The organism is Polynucleobacter yangtzensis, assembly GCF_001595965.1.
Classification (GTDB): Bacteria; Pseudomonadota; Gammaproteobacteria; order Burkholderiales; family Burkholderiaceae; genus Polynucleobacter; species Polynucleobacter yangtzensis.
This window is the reverse complement of the sequence record NZ_LOJI01000022.1, coordinates 107,940-124,526: the sequence shown is the minus strand read 5'-3', so window position 1 is coordinate 124,526 and position 16,587 is coordinate 107,940. Positions and strand designations below refer to the sequence as shown.

At 44.0% G+C, this 16,587-nt stretch carries 17 protein-coding genes; 4 read left to right on the top strand and 13 right to left on the bottom strand.

The features are described 5' to 3' along the window. Positions 1-46 precede the first annotated feature (46 nt). Entirely contained in the window at positions 47-988 is a 942-nt protein-coding gene (locus JaK3_RS06440; RefSeq protein ID WP_068322375.1) for a LysR substrate-binding domain-containing protein, read from the top strand. 14 nt (positions 989-1,002) lie between these two features. Here the strand turns inward: JaK3_RS06440 and xsc are convergent, their stop codons facing one another. Further along, positions 1,003-2,811, bottom strand: coding sequence for a sulfoacetaldehyde acetyltransferase (gene xsc / locus JaK3_RS06435; RefSeq protein WP_068322372.1), 1,809 nt, complete (start codon positions 2,809-2,811; stop codon positions 1,003-1,005). 142 nt (positions 2,812-2,953) lie between these two features. On the opposite strand from xsc, the gene JaK3_RS06430 reads away from it, so the two are divergent. Beyond that, positions 2,954-3,931, top strand: coding sequence for an AAA family ATPase (locus JaK3_RS06430; protein WP_068322369.1), 978 nt, complete (start codon positions 2,954-2,956; stop codon positions 3,929-3,931). A gap of 22 nt (positions 3,932-3,953) precedes the next feature. Beyond that, on the top strand, positions 3,954-5,684 hold the full coding sequence (locus JaK3_RS06425; RefSeq protein ID WP_161484701.1) for a cobaltochelatase CobT-related protein: 1,731 nt from the start codon (positions 3,954-3,956) through the stop codon (positions 5,682-5,684). Here JaK3_RS06425 and JaK3_RS06420 read toward each other — a convergent pair. Genes JaK3_RS06420 through JaK3_RS06400 form a run of 5 tightly spaced genes read right to left on the bottom strand, consistent with a single transcriptional unit; the run spans position 5,681 to position 9,872 of the window. Further along, entirely contained in the window at positions 5,681-6,400 is a 720-nt protein-coding gene (locus tag JaK3_RS06420) for a GntR family transcriptional regulator (protein WP_068322363.1), read from the bottom strand. The two genes, JaK3_RS06425 and JaK3_RS06420, sit on opposite strands and share 4 nt — an antisense overlap. 9 nt (positions 6,401-6,409) lie before the next feature. Next, positions 6,410-7,582, bottom strand: a complete 1,173-nt coding sequence (locus JaK3_RS06415) for a UxaA family hydrolase (RefSeq protein WP_068322360.1) — start codon at positions 7,580-7,582, stop codon at positions 6,410-6,412. 36 nt (positions 7,583-7,618) lie between these two features. Then, positions 7,619-7,900, bottom strand: a complete 282-nt coding sequence (locus tag JaK3_RS06410; protein WP_068322357.1) for a flagellar biosynthesis protein FlgA — start codon at positions 7,898-7,900, stop codon at positions 7,619-7,621. A gap of 27 nt (positions 7,901-7,927) precedes the next feature. Continuing rightward, positions 7,928-8,941 (bottom strand): Ldh family oxidoreductase, encoded by a 1,014-nt coding sequence (locus tag JaK3_RS06405; RefSeq protein ID WP_068322353.1) that lies wholly within the window; start codon positions 8,939-8,941, stop codon positions 7,928-7,930. A gap of 1 nt (position 8,942) precedes the next feature. After that, positions 8,943-9,872 carry a hydroxyacid dehydrogenase gene (locus JaK3_RS06400; protein ID WP_068322350.1) on the bottom strand — a complete coding sequence of 310 codons (930 nt, stop codon included), beginning with the start codon at positions 9,870-9,872 and terminating at the stop codon, positions 8,943-8,945. Between the two features lie 203 nt (positions 9,873-10,075). On the opposite strand from JaK3_RS06400, the gene JaK3_RS06395 reads away from it, so the two are divergent. Next, positions 10,076-11,062 (top strand): Bug family tripartite tricarboxylate transporter substrate binding protein, encoded by a 987-nt coding sequence (locus JaK3_RS06395; protein WP_068322347.1) that lies wholly within the window; start codon positions 10,076-10,078, stop codon positions 11,060-11,062. A gap of 51 nt (positions 11,063-11,113) precedes the next feature. Here the strand turns inward: JaK3_RS06395 and JaK3_RS06390 are convergent, their stop codons facing one another. Genes JaK3_RS06390 through JaK3_RS06360 form a run of 7 tightly spaced genes read right to left on the bottom strand, consistent with a single transcriptional unit; the run spans position 11,114 to position 16,521 of the window. Continuing rightward, positions 11,114-11,818 carry a sulfite exporter TauE/SafE family protein gene (locus JaK3_RS06390; protein WP_276203344.1) on the bottom strand — a complete coding sequence of 235 codons (705 nt, stop codon included), beginning with the start codon at positions 11,816-11,818 and terminating at the stop codon, positions 11,114-11,116. Between the two features lie 46 nt (positions 11,819-11,864). Further along, positions 11,865-13,586 (bottom strand): L-aspartate oxidase, encoded by a 1,722-nt coding sequence (locus JaK3_RS06385; RefSeq protein WP_068322341.1) that lies wholly within the window; start codon positions 13,584-13,586, stop codon positions 11,865-11,867. After that, entirely contained in the window at positions 13,583-14,194 is a 612-nt protein-coding gene (locus JaK3_RS06380) for a fumarate hydratase C-terminal domain-containing protein (RefSeq protein ID WP_068322338.1), read from the bottom strand. Before JaK3_RS06380 ends, JaK3_RS06385 begins: the two co-directional genes overlap by 4 nt. 9 nt (positions 14,195-14,203) lie before the next feature. Then, on the bottom strand, positions 14,204-15,067 hold the full coding sequence (locus tag JaK3_RS06375) for a fumarate hydratase (RefSeq protein WP_420865689.1): 864 nt from the start codon (positions 15,065-15,067) through the stop codon (positions 14,204-14,206). A 22-nt stretch (positions 15,068-15,089) separates the two neighbouring features. Continuing rightward, a complete protein-coding gene (sdhC, locus tag JaK3_RS06370; protein ID WP_068322332.1) occupies positions 15,090-15,449 on the bottom strand; it encodes a succinate dehydrogenase, cytochrome b556 subunit in 360 nt (119 codons plus the stop codon). Further along, a complete protein-coding gene (locus tag JaK3_RS06365; protein WP_068322329.1) occupies positions 15,446-15,793 on the bottom strand; it encodes a succinate dehydrogenase in 348 nt (115 codons plus the stop codon). The genes sdhC and JaK3_RS06365 overlap by 4 nt, the downstream gene beginning before the upstream one ends. Further along, positions 15,790-16,521: a succinate dehydrogenase/fumarate reductase iron-sulfur subunit gene (locus tag JaK3_RS06360; protein WP_068322326.1), complete on the bottom strand. Its 732-nt coding sequence runs from the start codon at positions 16,519-16,521 to the stop codon at positions 15,790-15,792. Before JaK3_RS06360 ends, JaK3_RS06365 begins: the two co-directional genes overlap by 4 nt. Positions 16,522-16,587: the final 66 nt, after the last annotated feature.

The window sequence follows — 16,587 nt, the reverse complement described above, 5'->3', positions numbered from 1 at the left end:
CATAATGTATATTTATATTAATTTAATTAATATATAAGTGATTCTTATGAATTTAAAGCAAATTGATCTTCGCTTGTTGCGCAGCTTCATTGCAACAGCTCGAGCAGGCAATTTTGTAAAAGCTTCACATACCCTACACATTACTCAATCAGCTCTCTCCCAACAGATGAAAGAGTTATCCAGCTATCTCGCGCTTCCTTTATTTGAGAAAAAGGGGCGTCAACTCATTTTGACCAAATTTGGCAACCAACTACTTCATAAAATTAATCCTCTTCTAGAGCAGCTAGAAGAAATTTTGTTGCAGAGCCCAGATGAAAACAGGAATATTGTCGGAAAAATGAAGGTGGCAGCAACAAGCACATACTCAAAAACAATTGCATTACCGACATGTATGAAATTGATACTCGACAATCCAAGTCTTAATATTGATCTAAAAGAATTATCTGCCCAGAAAGCCGTTGAGCAATTACTGGAGGGTGAGATTGATATCGCTATACTTCCTCAAGATTACCAGCTACCTGATTTGCAGTGGCAAGAGCTTATTTCAGAACAATTTTCTGTCATCGGAAGTCCAGATTTAATTAAAAAATTGCCACATAATTTAAACTTAAAATCCTTAGAAAAATATCAATTAGGCGCGCTAAACACACAATTTTTAATGCGTCAGAAAATAGATTCCCAAGCACGCATGCAAGGGGTTTCTCTTAATATTCGCATGGAAGTCTCAACCATGGGCGATCTCTTAGAAATAGCCAAATCAGGAAAGATACTTGTTCTTGGCAGCCCCATCTCCTTAAGCAAAAAAGATAAGTTGCAATCGAAAGAAATTAAAGGAGATTTACTAACAAGAAGTGCGGCTATTTGCTGGAGAAAAAATAAGTTCGTTACGAATGCAATGATGGCCTTTCAAAAATGCGCCTCAGATCTTTCGGAGACACTTGCCACTGAAATAATGAATAAAAAAGCCCGGACAAACCGGGCTTTTTAATCAATCACCTAAACTTATACGTAATCTTTATATTTATCCAAGAAGCGTACTGGCTTAGATAAGGCGTCGCGACGGAACGGATCACCAAGTTCACGAGTACACATAATCTCGATCACACAGGTCTTACCTTCCTTCATCTGCATTTCAACAGCCTTCTTCAGGGCTGGCCCAACTTGATCAAGCTGGTCAACCACGATGCCTTCTGCGCCCATTGATTGCGCGATACCCGCAAAGCTTGGACTCTCGAGCTCGCCTGCCACAAAGCGACGGTTGTAGAAGTCCACTTGGTTCTTTTTCTCAGCACCCCACTGACGGTTATGGAAGACAACTGCTGTAACAGGAATATCGTGACGAACTGCAGTCAAAATCTCCACCATACTCATTGCCCATGCACCATCACCAGCATAGGCAATAGCAGGACGATTCGGCGCTGCTGCTTTGGCACCAATAATGGTTGGCAATGCATAACCGCAGTTACCAAAGCTCATTGGGGCAAAGAAACTACGTGGCTTTTCAAAGCGGAGATAACTATTAGCAACTGAGTTGATGTTACCGATGTCGGTAGACACCATTACATCAGCAGGCATCGCCTTCTCGAGCTCACGAAGAACTTGACGTGGATGCAAGTAATGACCACCTGTTGGCGTCACTTCTTTTTTCTGCTCTTCAATCATATCCAAGCTGAATGGGTCCTTTTCGTGAGTCCACTCATCCAACTCTTTTTCCCATGCGGCTTTTTCTGAGGCAATTGTTTTGGCGCGGTCTGCCTTGGTCTCATCGCAGGCTAACTTCTTGCCCTCCAAACGCTTAGTAAGTGCAACAGCAGCAGCTTTAGCATCACCACAAATACCTACAGAAATTTTCTTCACTAAGCCGAGCATCTTATTGTCTGCATCGATCTGAATAATCTTGGCATTTTTTGGCCAGTAGTCCATTCCATGCTGCGGCAATGTGCCAAATGGTCCTAGGCGCGAACCCAAGGCAACAACTACGTCAGCCTGAGATATTAACTTCATCGCAGCCTTAGAGCCTTGATATCCAAGGGGTCCACACCACAATGGGTGACTTGCAGGGAATGAATCGTTATGCAAATAGCTGTTAACAACTGGTGCGCCTAGGCGCTCAGCAAATGCTTTGCATTCCTCTACTGCATCACCCATCACTACGCCACCACCAGAAATAATGACTGGGAATTTAGCGTTAGCCAAGAGCTCTGCCGCTTCATCCAAACTCTTCTCGCCACCAGGACCACGATCGAGACGATTAGGCTGCGGAATTTCTACTTCGATCTCGCCATAAAAATAATCACGTGGAATATTAAGCTGAGTTGGACCCATCTCTGATAGAGCGCGATCAAAGCAGCGGCCAGTAAATTCAGCCATACGCTTGGGATTGTTCACGTGTCCTTGATACTTTGTGAACTCTTCGAACATTGGCAATTGATTGGCTTCTTGGAAACCGCCTAAGCCCATGCCCATTGTTCCTGTTTCAGGCGTAATGATCACGACAGGGCTATGTGCCCAGTAAGCAGCAGCAATTGCTGTGACACAGTTACTAATGCCAGGACCATTCTGTCCAATCACAACACCATGACTTCCACTGACGCGCGCATAGCCATCAGCCATATGTGCGGCACCCTGCTCATGAACAACCGGAATCAAACGAATACCTGCTGGAGCAAAAATATCCATTGCATCCATAAAGGCTGAACCCATGATTCCAAAGATATCCTTCACCTTATTGGCGACCATGGTCTCCACAAATGCTTCGGAAGGGGTCATTTTTTGTGGGCCGGTAGGCAAATTAGCGCCAGACTTAGACATAAAGCTCTCCTAGGTATTCAATTAAACGGAACATTTTGTTCTACAATCTGAATAATAATAGCGTATTTTTACTAAAGTCAAGCATATAAACCCCAATCTGGAATATATTTGACAACATATTAAGACTTTTAAAGGCAAGGAAATGGCTGAAAGCACCTCTTCTATTGATTTAATGGGTTTACAGCCTGAAAAACGGGTTTCCCTGCATACCGCCTTCCCAGAATGCCGTGGCTTTGCGGACTTTGATATACCTGCATTTAATCAAGCTAGTGAGCTTGTGCCAGCGGTTGATCCAAGCTATCAACTCAACCCTGAGGCAACGCTAGCTATTCTGGCGGGCTTTGCCTTCAATCGCAGAGTCATGTTGCAAGGAATGCATGGCACCGGTAAATCCACCCATATAGAGCAAGTAGCCGCTAGATTAAATTGGCCCTGCTTACGAATTAATTTAGACGGGCAAATTACGCGTATGGATCTGATCGGCAAAGACGTCATTAGCCTGGAAGATGGAAAACAAATTACCCGCTTTCAGGAAGGACTAATTCCCTGGAGCTTGCAACGTCCTGTTGCACTCATCCTCGATGAGTATGATGCAGGCCAACCAGATGTAATGTTTGTCATTCAAAGAATGTTGGAGCGCGAAGGTCGCCTCACCTTGCTTGATCAAAATAGAGTGATCAATCCTAATGCTGCATTTCGAATCTTTGCTACTAGCAATACTGTTGGTCTTGGCAATTGGAATGGCTTATATCAAGGCACTCAATTACTAAATCACGGTCAGATGGATCGCTGGGACATTGTTGCAGCGTTGAACTATCTAGAGCCGAAGGAAGAGCAGAAGATTTTGATGGCCAAAGTACCAGAGCTATCGGATGCCCAAGCAAAGGCAATGATTAGCCTTGCTAACCTTACAAGAAGTGGCTTTGCCGCGGGTGATATTTCCACACTAATGTCTACCAGAACACTGATTACCTGGGGCGAAAACTGGCGCATCTTTAAAGACTTACAGATTGCATTTTCTCTGGCATTTTTAAATAAATGCGAGTCAGAAGAAAAAAACTTAGTGGCGGAATATTACCAACGATGCTTCGCTAGCGAACTAGATTTAGATAACAAATAAACCAGGCGTATTTACATCTACCTTGCAAACCCAAACCCATCAAGACTTCGAGCAACAGCAACAATATGGGGCAATGATTAGATCATTGTCCAGGGAAAAAAGTGCGCAAATTAGGGACTGGCAGCTCTTTCATAACACAGCTCCACTGGAATCAATCGCTCCTCACCTCAGCCTTGAAAATTTAAAAACATCATGGGCTTATCCACGCGGTGTACTGGATGGCATCGCATTACGCCTGCGCCATTCGGATGCAGCCTTGCATACTTCACTCGCCCCAGAAGGAATGATCGAATCTTTGATATTTGAGGTCTTAGAGCAAATCCGGGTAGAAAGTAACTGCCCGGATGAGCTCAAAGGATGCCGTAAGAATACTCAGACTCAATTTATTGCATGGATGCAGCAATTTATTGCTAGTGGTGGCGTTGAAGGCAGTATTGGCCTGCTGCTAGTCACCATCTTTTCAACCGTATGGATGAAGCTTAATAGCCAACCAATTCCACAGCTAATGCAGGATATTGTTGAAGCCACTAGGGCAGGTATAGCTCAAGACATGGGTCCACTGTTGGTAAAACTGAAAGCAAGTCGCAATAATCAGGAAGAGTATGCACAAGTAGTTCACGAAGTAATTAGCTTGGCATCTGGATTAATTGCAGAAGAGTATCGCAATAACCCCAGTATTCGCACTAAACGCAAAAATCAAAGTGCCACCCATCTCAAAATCCAATGGGTACCTCCTCATGCTGGAAAAGTAGCGGTAGACTTTAAGAGTCCTGCCAGCAACTCGAGTGAGCAGCATCTTTTGCTCAAAAAGTCACTCGAAAAATATCATGTATATAACTCAAGCTATGACAGCGAATCCGAAGCTAAGAAAAAAATTCGGCCTGCTCAATTAGCCACCTACCAAGACCAACTAAATCAAGAAATTGCCAAACAAAATATTCCTTGGGCAAAGCTTATTCGAATCTATCAGCAAATCTTCTCTAGTCAACTCCCAAAGCGTTGGCAAACTACTGAGGCAGAAGGCTTGCTTGACCGCCGCTATCTAATACGCGCCGCTACCTCACCGTTACAGCCAGCTTTACATAAGCAGCTTACAACCACCAGCAAGGTAAATGCGAAAACAACGCTACTGATCGATTGCTCTGGATCCATGAAAGAGCAGCGCGTCAAAATTGCAGCCTGCGTAGACTCTTTAGTAAGGATATTGGAGCAAGCAGGTATCAAAACAGAGGTTCTTGGTTACAGCACCAGCTCATGGCAAGGCGGAAGACCCTTTAAAGAATGGCGTAAAAATGGTCAACTCCCAAATCCCGGCCGCCTCAATGAACGAGCCCACTGGATTTTTAAAGACTTTGATACAAACTGGAGAAGATCTCGAGCAGGGATCGCCGCTCTATTACGCCCAGAAATTTATGCTGAGAGCATTGATGGCGAAGCGCTTATTTGGGCGGCGGAACGCTTGCAAAAGACCAACAATTATCATCAAACCAAAAATTTACTAATTCTCTTTTCCGATGGCTGCCCAATGGATAGAGCAACTATTGAGGCAAATGGAGAACACTTCCTCAAAAATCATCTAATACATGCTATTAAATGGTGCGAGAAGCATACGAATTTATATTTATGGGGTTGTGGAATTGGTGAAGAATTAAGACCCTACTTTCCAAATCGTTTGAGCTGGGATACAGAAAGTGGCTTCACCGCTAAATGCCTTATGAATTGGGCAAAAGAATTAAAAACTATGAAACACTAGGTTACTAACTCATTAAAATATTCATGGCAACTGGTGTTTAAAGTAGAAATACGCCACTCGATCGGTTCATCTTGAATATCAAGCGCTACTCTTCGAATAATCAAAACTGGAGAGTCAGGTTTCAAGGACAACCAGGCTGCCATTTGCTTTCCAGCCAAACCAGCACGCAATCTCTCATTGGTTTTAACTACTGATTGACCATAATGCATCTGATACAACTGATAAATACTACCCTCTCGCTTATCAAACTCTGCTCGGGTTAAATTCTTGAAACGTTTTTTATCTAAAGTAATCTGGTCGATCATGACACAGCGCCCTTCTAAAGAAAGACGATTAGTAATCCTCCAAACAGGAGACCCCTCTTTGATCTTTAGCTTGCTAGCCTCTTCTTTGTTGGCAACTGCACTATTTAAAGAAGCAAGCTCAACTTTGGGATAAACTTTTTTTTCTGCATCATGTTTAACCACATGAAAAAAGTAGTACAACAAACGCTTGACATCATGCTCAGCAACGAAGGTTCCCTTACCCTGCTTACGCACGACAATGCCCTCTGCGACTAACTCATCAACCGCTTTGCGCAAAGTACCAATTGAAACATCCAATTCCTTGGATAAATCTTTTTCGGCAGGTAAGGCCTGCCCCATCGGAAAACGACCCCTGACCAGATCTTCAGTGATCTTTTGCTTTACCTCTTGATAAGCAGTCAGGGATCGCATGTCCTCTACTTACGCAGACTCGTATAGACGAGTTAAGACAAACTCGCGGTGCCCAAGAATTTCTGAGGCGGTCAACTCGCCATCAGCTGTACGCAAGAGGCATTCCAACAACTTATCGCCTGCTTGATCCATATTTTCTTCACGACGCAAAATACCTGAAACGTCAACGTCAATATGCTCACTCATCGTGCGCACTGTTTTTGGATTCGCGCAAATCTTAATTACTGGAAGAATCGCGTTACCAATCACATTACCCTGACCCGTTGGGAAGAAGTGGGCGGCAAAGCCAGCGGCCGCACATAAAGTCACCATCTCTGCCGCTGCTGATGAAGAATCCATAAAGTGCAATCCTGGAATAGTAGGCGCTTCAGCCTTATCCAAGACGCTATCCACAATACATTTCTTACCAATTTTCTGGATATTCCCCAAGGCTTTTTCTTCGATAGTAGTCAAGCCACCAGCAATATTTCCTTTTGTAGGCTGAGAGTCAGACAAGTCGCTCGTTTTATGACGCTCAATCACATCTTGATAACGATCAAACATTTCGCGGAACTTTTTCTTTACCTCATCATTGCGGCAACGCGCTTCTACCAAATGCTCACCACCCGTCAATTCAGTTGTTTCACCAAACACTAAGGTTGAGCCAATTTCATACAACTTATCAAAAGCATCACCTACAGTAGGGTTTGCACCGCATCCAGACGTAGTATCGGACTCGCCGCATTTTGTGGACACCCACAACTCTGACAAAGGAGCTTTAACACGTTGCTGCTTAGAAGCATGCTTCATCATTTTATAAGCGGCTTTACTTGCGGCGGCAATAGTGGCTGTGTCGCCATTACCTTCAATCCAGAAGCCTTCAACTGGCTTACCAGAAGCCTTAATGCCATCAACCACAATCTTAGTCCACTGCGGCTCGATACCAATGACAACTACAGCGGCAACGTTTGGATTTGATCCAGTGCCAATCAGGGTGCGGAAATGCAACTCTAAGTCCGCGCCAAATTGCAGGCGACCATAGGAGTGTGGAATCGCCATTGTGCCTTTGATGTTATTAGCAACAGCCTCGCATGCTGCGTTAGACAAATCATCTAACGGCAAAATTAATACGTGATTACGGATACCCATACGGCCGTTTTCGCGGCGGTAGCCCATAAAACTTGCATCTTTTAAATTAATCATCTTTTTTCTTTCTCAATGAATAAATGTAGGGTTGACTTACCAACGCTTTGTTTTAACGTTTTGAACGTGGAGGTGCTCGCCTTTTTTAATTGGGGCAACTACCTTTCCAATATCAATGCCATATTTCATGACCGTATCGCCTGGCTGAAAATCCTTTAAAGAAATTTTGTGGCCAATTGGAATATCGCTCATTGATTTAAAGTTCAATGTCAGATCACCATCCATAACCCAACCAATTAAATCATCGCCAGCTTTAACGCCTTCAACGACAACCACGCCTACGCCATCACCCGGCTCATGCACGACAAAATGGATCATTACTTTCTCCTCGTTAATTCCATTAAATTACGAATTACCCCATGACCGACGAATGCCAGCCTGAATTTCCTCTACAACTACTTCTGAAACATTTACACCGCTCTTAAAACCGCTAGCACGTTGCTTAAAGCGTCGCTCACCAGGAATGCGCGTACCATCATCGGTAGATAAGACCTTCAGAAAATCTCGCATTTTTTTAGCAAAAATATTTTTCCCAGAAAGGCCTGGATCAATCGTTAACAAAAGCTGACCAATGCGCGGGCGATTTCCTTTTGCATCAAAAAAAGAATCTGCTTCATAGGAAAAACGGCTGCCAGATAACCCCACAACAAGCAACTCGACAATTAATGCTAGCAAGGCGCCCTTATCGCCTCCCAAAGGAACCATCAAACCTTTCAGACCTTCTTGAGGATCAGTGGTTGGCTTACCAGTAGCAGTCAAAGCCCAACCCTCTGGAATGGACTCACCTTTTTTTGCCGCAACCAGCAACTTACCTCTCGCAACAGCTGAAAGAGACATATCTACCACCAAAGGATCTTTTCCTTGAATAGGAAATGCGGCAGCCAAAGGATTGGTCCCAAAGATGGCTTTACTACCGCCAACCATTGGCATAGCAGCTGGGGTATTACCAAACAGTAAAGAGATATAACCAGCACGAGCAGCAGCTTCAGCATAATGCCCCGCAACGCCAAAGTGATGGCTATTTGTTACAGCGACCAAACTAACTCCAGCCTTTGAGGCAAGATTTACAGATAAATCTGTCGCAAAACGCAATGCGGGAAACGCAAGACCATCACAGGCGTCGACTAATGCGGCCGATGTCTTGAACGGACGAACTTTAATTTTTGGGGCTAACTCAATGCGGTTATTTTTTGCATGGCCAGCATATTGAGATACGCGCGCTAGACCATGAGAAGCCAAGCCATCTAATTCCGCAAGTGCTAAAAATTGCGCAGTTTCAAATGCAGCCTTTTCCCCAACACCAGCGGCCGTCAAACCTGAATATGCTAAATCGACCATCTGCTCATAAGACATGTTCATCTTATGCTCCTAAAAAATAATTGACTTCATCAGCGATCATTTGACTTACCCGCTCATTGCTCTCGTGTGTGACGCCAGCAATATGCGGAGTCAAAATCAAATTTTCTATTCCTGATAAATGGCTTAAATCCTTAGCGGGCTCACTGGAAAATACATCTAATGCGGCCCCACCCAAATGCCCTGAACGCAAATATTCAGCTAAAGCTTGCTCATCCACAATTCCGCCACGCGCAGTGTTGACCAAGCAAGCGCCACTTTTCATTTGGCCCAAAAGATCAGAATTAAATAAACCTTTCGTCTCGGGCAACAATGGGAGATGCAAAGTGACTGCATCGCTTTGAGATAGCAATTCGTTTAACGAAATAAGAGGAACCTCAAACCCCTCCAATGGTACGGCGCTTCCACTCAATACAGGATCGTAAGCAAGACACTTCAAGCCAAATGCATTTGCCTTCTTGGCGACGACGCGACCAATGCTTCCAAAACCAACAATCCCGATAGTTTTTCCTGAAAACTCGTGATAGCCCGAAAAACGAGGGCGCGGCCATTCACCCTTAAAGGTAGAGATGGTTGCAGGAATAAATCCTCGAGTTAAAGCAATCATTGCTCCGATAACATACTCGGCAACAGATTCAGCATTTGCTCCAGTAGCCGGTATTACTTTGATATTGCGTTGCGCGCAAGCAGGCAACTCGATGTTTTCCAATCCAACACCAAGACGACCAACCACTCTTAGTTTTGATGCCTTAGCTAAAACCTCCTCATTAACTTGCGTCAGATTTCGAACAATTAAGGCCTCCACATTTTGCACTGCAGCAATTAATGCTGATCGATCCTTATACAACTCTGGCTCGTAAACAACTGAATGTTGTGAACGCAGGGTTTCTAAGGCTTGACTTGTGATGAACTCAGAGATCAAAATAGATGACATATCTAAATCATATAGATGATTTAGATATCATGCAAGACTTAATTCATTGTGCAGCGCAAATTGATATGAATTTGTTCTGCGTAATGGTTGGGGGAGACAGTGGTTACATATAAGCTTATTACTATTAAATAGCAGTCAATCTCGTTTTTGAATCAAATCAAAGATAAGATGTAAATCAAATTAACACCTGGGAGAACATAGGCATGTTTAAACAACTTATTCACAATCTGAGCAAAAAATTTGTCTGGATTATGGGGGCTTTATTTTTAGTTACATCACCAATATCATTTGCGCAAAACTGGCCGACTAAGCCGATTAAACTCATTATTCCTTTTGCCGCGGGTGGCACTACCGACATTCTTGGCCGCTTATTGGCACAACAACTTTCTAAAGATCTAGGTCAAAACGTCATCGTTGAAAATAAACCGGGCGCAGGCGGCAATATCGCAGCTGAATTCGTGGCTCAATCGCCTGCTGACGGATATACCATCATGCTTGCCTCAGGCAGCATGCTGACCGTTAATCCAAATTTATACAAGAAATTACCAGTCAATTACGCTAAAGATTTTGTCTATATCACCAATGTAGCTAGCGGTCCAATGCTTTTGTCCGTAAGCTCCAAATTACCAGTAAAGAATCTTGGTGAATTTATCGTATACGCTAAAACTAAAGACCTCAACTTTGGCTCTGCTGGCATTGGTAGCCAAGTTCATATGGCTGCAGAAAACCTAACCTACTCCGCCAATATCCCAGCAACTCACGTTCCTTACAAGGGAGAGTCTGCCGCAATTAATGATCTCGTAGCAGGGCAGATTGATTTCATGGTGGGTAATCTAACTGCAGCAACGGGCTTTGCTAAGTCTGGACAAATTAAACCTTTAGCGGTAACCAGCTTAAAGCGCTCTAAGCAACTCCCAGATGTCCCTACAGTTGCTGAGGCTGGAATCCCTGGATTTGAATCCACTGGCTGGTTTGGTCTCGTAGCCCCCGCTAACACACCTAAAGCGATTACTGAAAAAATCTATGCAGCGACTGTAAAAGCAGTTGGATCTGAAGCAATGAGAAACAGTCTGGATCTAAATGGACTGACTGCGATAGTAAATACACAGAAAGATTTTGAAACACAAGTCAAAAATGAATCTATTACTTGGGAAAAAGTCATAAAGGGTCGCAATATTAGCGCTCAATAGTGCTTCCCACTTAATATAGGGCGAAGATTTTTCTTCGCCTTTTTTTGTTTTTTATATTTGCTTAATTAGCAACATCAGTCCAGAAAACATCAAAATTGACCCATAAGCAATCCTCATAGACACATTGCTCAACTTTGTATGCACCTGAGTTCCAAGCCAGATCCCCAAAAAAGTGGCCGGCATCAAACAAATGGCCAACCCTATTACAGGCAAACTTAGAATGAGTCCAGTAACTAACATTAAAGTCAAGCGTAAAAATGTCAGCATAAAAATGGCAAACGCCATGGTTGCACGCAAGACCTTTGGGTCATTGATACGCAACCCTAAATAAGATACGTAAATTGGCCCACCCGTTGCAAACAATGCAGTAAATATTCCACCCAAGAACCCGAATGGAGCGGCCCACCATTTATCAATCGGATCAACCATCTCCCTATTTCTCTGCCACAATACTCGCGCTCCATTTAAGGCGGCAAAACATCCTAAAGTGATCAAAAGCGGTTCACTTGGAGCCTTAATCAACAAGACAATTCCCAAAACCATACCAATTAAGCTAAATGGAAATAGCCACTTCAACTCCTTGAGATTGGCATCCTTTGAAGACTTTTTGCCAATATATAAGGAAGCGCAAATGTCGATAATCACCATCATTGGCACAACAGACTTTAATGGGTAAATCTGCACCAATAATGGAACTGCAACGATGGATGAGCCAAACCCTGAAATACCAAAAATAAAGTATGCGCCGAAAACGATTAGCGTTGCTAATCCAAAATAGACAGGATCAATTAATTCAAAAATCTTACGTCTCTACTAATATCGTTTGACCGGGCTTAATTATCGTAAATTGAACTGGCTGATTTTGAATGCTTAAGCCATTTTGATTCAAGTTTACGGCCGTATAATACGACTCCTCCAAAGAGCCTGGCTCAGGAAAATCATCACGATAATGAGCTCCTCGGGAATTCTCTCTCGATAAAGCAGCTTCAGTTACAGCCTGGCTGACTAAAATCAAATTCTGCAAATTCATCCAATCCTGCCAGGTATTACTGTATTCACGCTGAATATCGCCTACACCTATTTGCTGCAATTGGGATGCAAGTTCTTGAAGACGTTGCCGAGCTCGCAATAAGCTTTCTTTTGTTCTTGAGATACCAACATCATTCCACATACACTCCGCCAAATCATCTCGAATAAGCTCAATATCTCCAGCCTCTTTCTTTAATGGCTTTTCGTGTAGACGAATACTAGCAGCCACCTCATCTAAATCACATTCGCGTAATTCTTGCGAGCTAACCCACCGTGCCATGGACTCACCCGCTATACCACCGAATACCGTTGAGTTTGCAACCCCGTTTCCACCCAGACGATTGGCTCCATGGACTCCGCCAGTATCTTCACCAGCCGCAAAGAGCCCAAGAAGATCAGTGCTGCAATCCTTTTTGAAAACTAAGCCGCCCATCATATAGTGAGCTGTAGGCACCACTTCCACTAGATCATTGGCTAAATCAAAGCCGCTATCAGCGCAACGCTCTACCATTCCCTTAAATTGCTTACGAACATTATCTGGACCCAGATGACTCATTTGAATATAAACACCACCATTTGGCGTAGCACGTCCCGCCCGAATCTCTGAGTTAATAGATCTAGAAACAATATCTCTTGTAGCTCTCTCATTACGCGAATCATAGTTGCCCATGAAGCGCTCTTTATTTCCATTCAGAAGATAACCGCCAGCACCACGCAGACCCTCTTCCAGCACGGTACCCGTCATACGAGTTCCAGGACCGGCCAATAAACCTGTTGGATGAAACTGAACCATTTCCATGTCACGTAAAGTCAAACCAGCACGCAACGCCATGGCCAAACCATCACAACTCTTATCACCTGATGGCGTGTGATACTTGTACATCGTTGGCCCACCGCCAGTTGCTAGCAACACCGCTTTGGCGCGCACCAATACAAACTGCCCTGTTTGCATATTGAGCATCAAAACGCCCGCGAGCGCTTTTTTATCTTTGCTATGTATTAATTCAATAGCACGATGCTCCTCTAGGCGATGAATACCTCTTGCCCATACCTGCTCCGCAAGACGATTAATAATTTCGATTCCAGTTAAATCGCCTTTATGCACAGTGCGATCAAAGGTCTGCCCTGCGAATGCCTTTTGGTGAACAGTGCCATCTGGATTGCGATCAAAAAAGCATCCTAGCTCGTTCTCTAATTCATGAATGCGCTCAACAGCCTTGCTAACCAAAGTCCAGGCTAACTCTTGATTAGAGAGCCACTTCCCACCTTCAATCGTATCCATGAAGTGACGTTCAACAGAGTCGCCCTCCGCCAGCGCAACGTTATACCCTCCTTGAACCATGCGAGTGCAGCCACACTTACCTAGCAATCCTTTTACGGCAATGGTGATATCTAATTTTGGATTTGTTTGATGTGCATGTAGAGCCGCAAACAAACCCGCGCCACCTGAACCCAAAATCAAAATATCAGTGTTAATGGTTGGAATTGCACTCATGGATTAATCCCTAAACTCTTCAAAACAGCATCTTTGTTGCGTGCGACATCTCCCTTAACCTCTTGGTATATGCTTCCACCATGGCTATCCATAGCCACCAGCAAGGGCCCAAAATCTTTAATTTTGAATCGCCACAAGGATTCAGGATTGAGGTCATCCATATCCACATCTTCAATTTGCTCAATCCAGGTTGTCTCCAAGGCCGCAGTGCCCCCAATAATGGCGAGATAAACACCGCCCAATTCTTGAAATGCTTGCGAGGACCCTTCGCGCATACCACCCTTACCAACAATCATACGTACGCCATTTTGCGCCATCAACGGGCGAGTAAAACGTTCCATACGGTCTGAGGTGGTGGTACCAATACATATAGGCTGATAACCCGCAGGAAATTCTTTGCTTACAGGCACTTTACGAACATTCGGCGCAGTGTGAATGACGGCATGGCCATTTAAATCAAAACATGTCTTGCGACCGTGATCAAACATATGAATTTGAGTCGCATCGCGAATGCCAAAAAGAGTATTTTGCAATGTAACCGTATCGTTAATACGAAGTTTACGAATATCCTCTTCGCTAACAGGCGTCCGCAAGTTGTAATGAGCCATAGTATCTCTCTAAAAACCAAAATTGACACCAGCAGGTGTAATCGTTGCACGCGCTCTACGAGCAGAGTGGCATTGCATATTCACCGCGACAGGATTTAATGTAATGTGAGTGTGAGCAAGTTCAACATGAACTGCGTAAGCAGTACTATCACCCCCCAATCCCTGGGGTCCGATACCCAACTTATTTACCGCGACACTCAACTCTTTCTCGAGTTTGGCGCCCTCATCATCGGAACAAACGCTACCCAATGGACGAACAGCCGCCCGCTTTGCCATTGCCACGCACTGATCGGAAGTGCCGCCAACCCCAACTCCAACTATTGTTGGAGGACAAGTCTTGCCTCCAGCAGAGACCACGCTTTCAATGACAAATGCTTTTACACCAGAAATTCCGTCTGCAGGAATTGCCATTTTTAAAAATGAGTTGTTCTCGGAGCCACTTCCTTTCGGAACCATTTCAATCTCTACCGTCTCAGCCTCATCACAAAAATCAATGTGAATAGCAGGCATATCAATGCCGCACGAAGTGTGATTATTCTTGCGGCTAATCGGATGAACAACAGAGGATCTTAAGGGATGCTCTGTTGTGGCTCGCTCGCAACCTTTTCTGATAGCAGTTTTTAAGTCCACGCCATCAAACTGAACGTTTCTACCAATCTTGACGTTATAAATTGGTAGGCCGGTATCTTGACAGAGAAGATTATCTTCACGCTCTGCGACAGAGATATTAGTAATCATAGTTTTCAAAACAACCTGAGCACGTTTATCCGTCTCAGACTTGTCGAGCTTTTCAATGCCCGCCTTGATGTCATCGGGAAGTACTTTTAAGGCTCTAATGTAAAGTTCTTTGCATGCATCCTCTACCAAATTCATTTGTAACTTCATATCAACCTAATTAGTTAGCTAAAGACAAAAATAGAAGTCCGCATCCGATTGCGAACAAAATAGAAACCTGAATCCACCCTTTGCGTAAACCATGCCAAGGTCCAAACTCAATCATGAGCAAACGAATTCCCCCAGCCAAGTGAATCGCAAGCAGAATGACAAGCGCCCACTCCCCGAACTTAAACACCCAAAAATCCGTCAAACTCAGAGATGCCTGAAAACCCTCTGCGCCACGCAAAGCCTGAGACAACATTAGAAAATGTAGGGGGATAAAACAAGCTAGCAATAAACCAGAAAAACGATGACAGGCATAAGCAAAATAAGACAAATGACGTTTAGCACGAATATCCAGCTTTGGTCTCGATCTCATCTTGCACCACCCGTATAAACGCCAAAGACCGCAACTGTACCTAAAACCAATATCAAGAGCGCCAACAAACCTGATATTGGTCTTGCCAATCTAGTTTTTGGAAAGGTTTCTTGAAGAATGTTGGCAACCCCAATAGGCGCATGCACAAAACACGCAAGCACAAAAATCTCATAAAAAATTGCAAACGATAAGTTTCCCTGAGTGCGCCCCAAAATCTCTTGCGCACTTAATCCACCACGAATAGCATAAAAAATTATTAGCAAATGAATGGCAACGCAGAGTCCGAGCACCATGGCGCTGATTCTTTGCGCATACCAAAGCTTCGCCTGAAGTACGCCACTCATAACTTACCCCACTTACTTCCACGTACAGCAGCTTTTGCGATTAATTTTTTCAATCCAGCAATGCTAGCTGTAGGCTCAATGGCTTTAGGGCAGCGCTCTGAACAAGATCCTTGGGTATGGCATGCATGACAACCAGCATCGCCAGCAACCGCACGCATGCGCTCTAACTGCTGAGTATCTCGAATGTCGTTAGCCAGAGTCCAAGCGCGATTTAGTGCCGCAGGCCCTAAATATTCTGGTCTAGCTTCAACCACCTCGCAGGATGCATAGCAAACACCGCAACCAATACACTCTATTCCAGCATTTGCCAATTGACGTTCTTTAGAATCTGGCTCAACTTTTGCAAAATCATCATGCCGTGTTTGATTACCTTTAAAAAATCCAACGGCGCCTTTCCACTTATTAAAGAACTCACGCATATCAGTTGCGAGATCTTTAATGACAGGCAAGTTATTTAAGGGGGCTATTTCCAAGGAATCCCCTTCTAAAATTTGCGAAACATGAGTTCTACAAGTCCAACGCGCGACACCATTGACCGTCATTGCGCATGAACCACACATACCCACGCGACAAGCAAAACGATAGCTCAGCGTTGGGTCCAACTTGCGCTGAATATAGGTAACCACATCCAAAACGGTTTGATTTGGGTTACGCGGCACTAGATACTCGACAAATTCGCCCTCTTGAGCACCGCGCCAGACTTTTACTTTGAGATCTGCATTTGACATGAAATCATTATATCTATAGATAGTAAAAAATAAATCGAATATATTTTTCTTTGAGATAAATTTTTT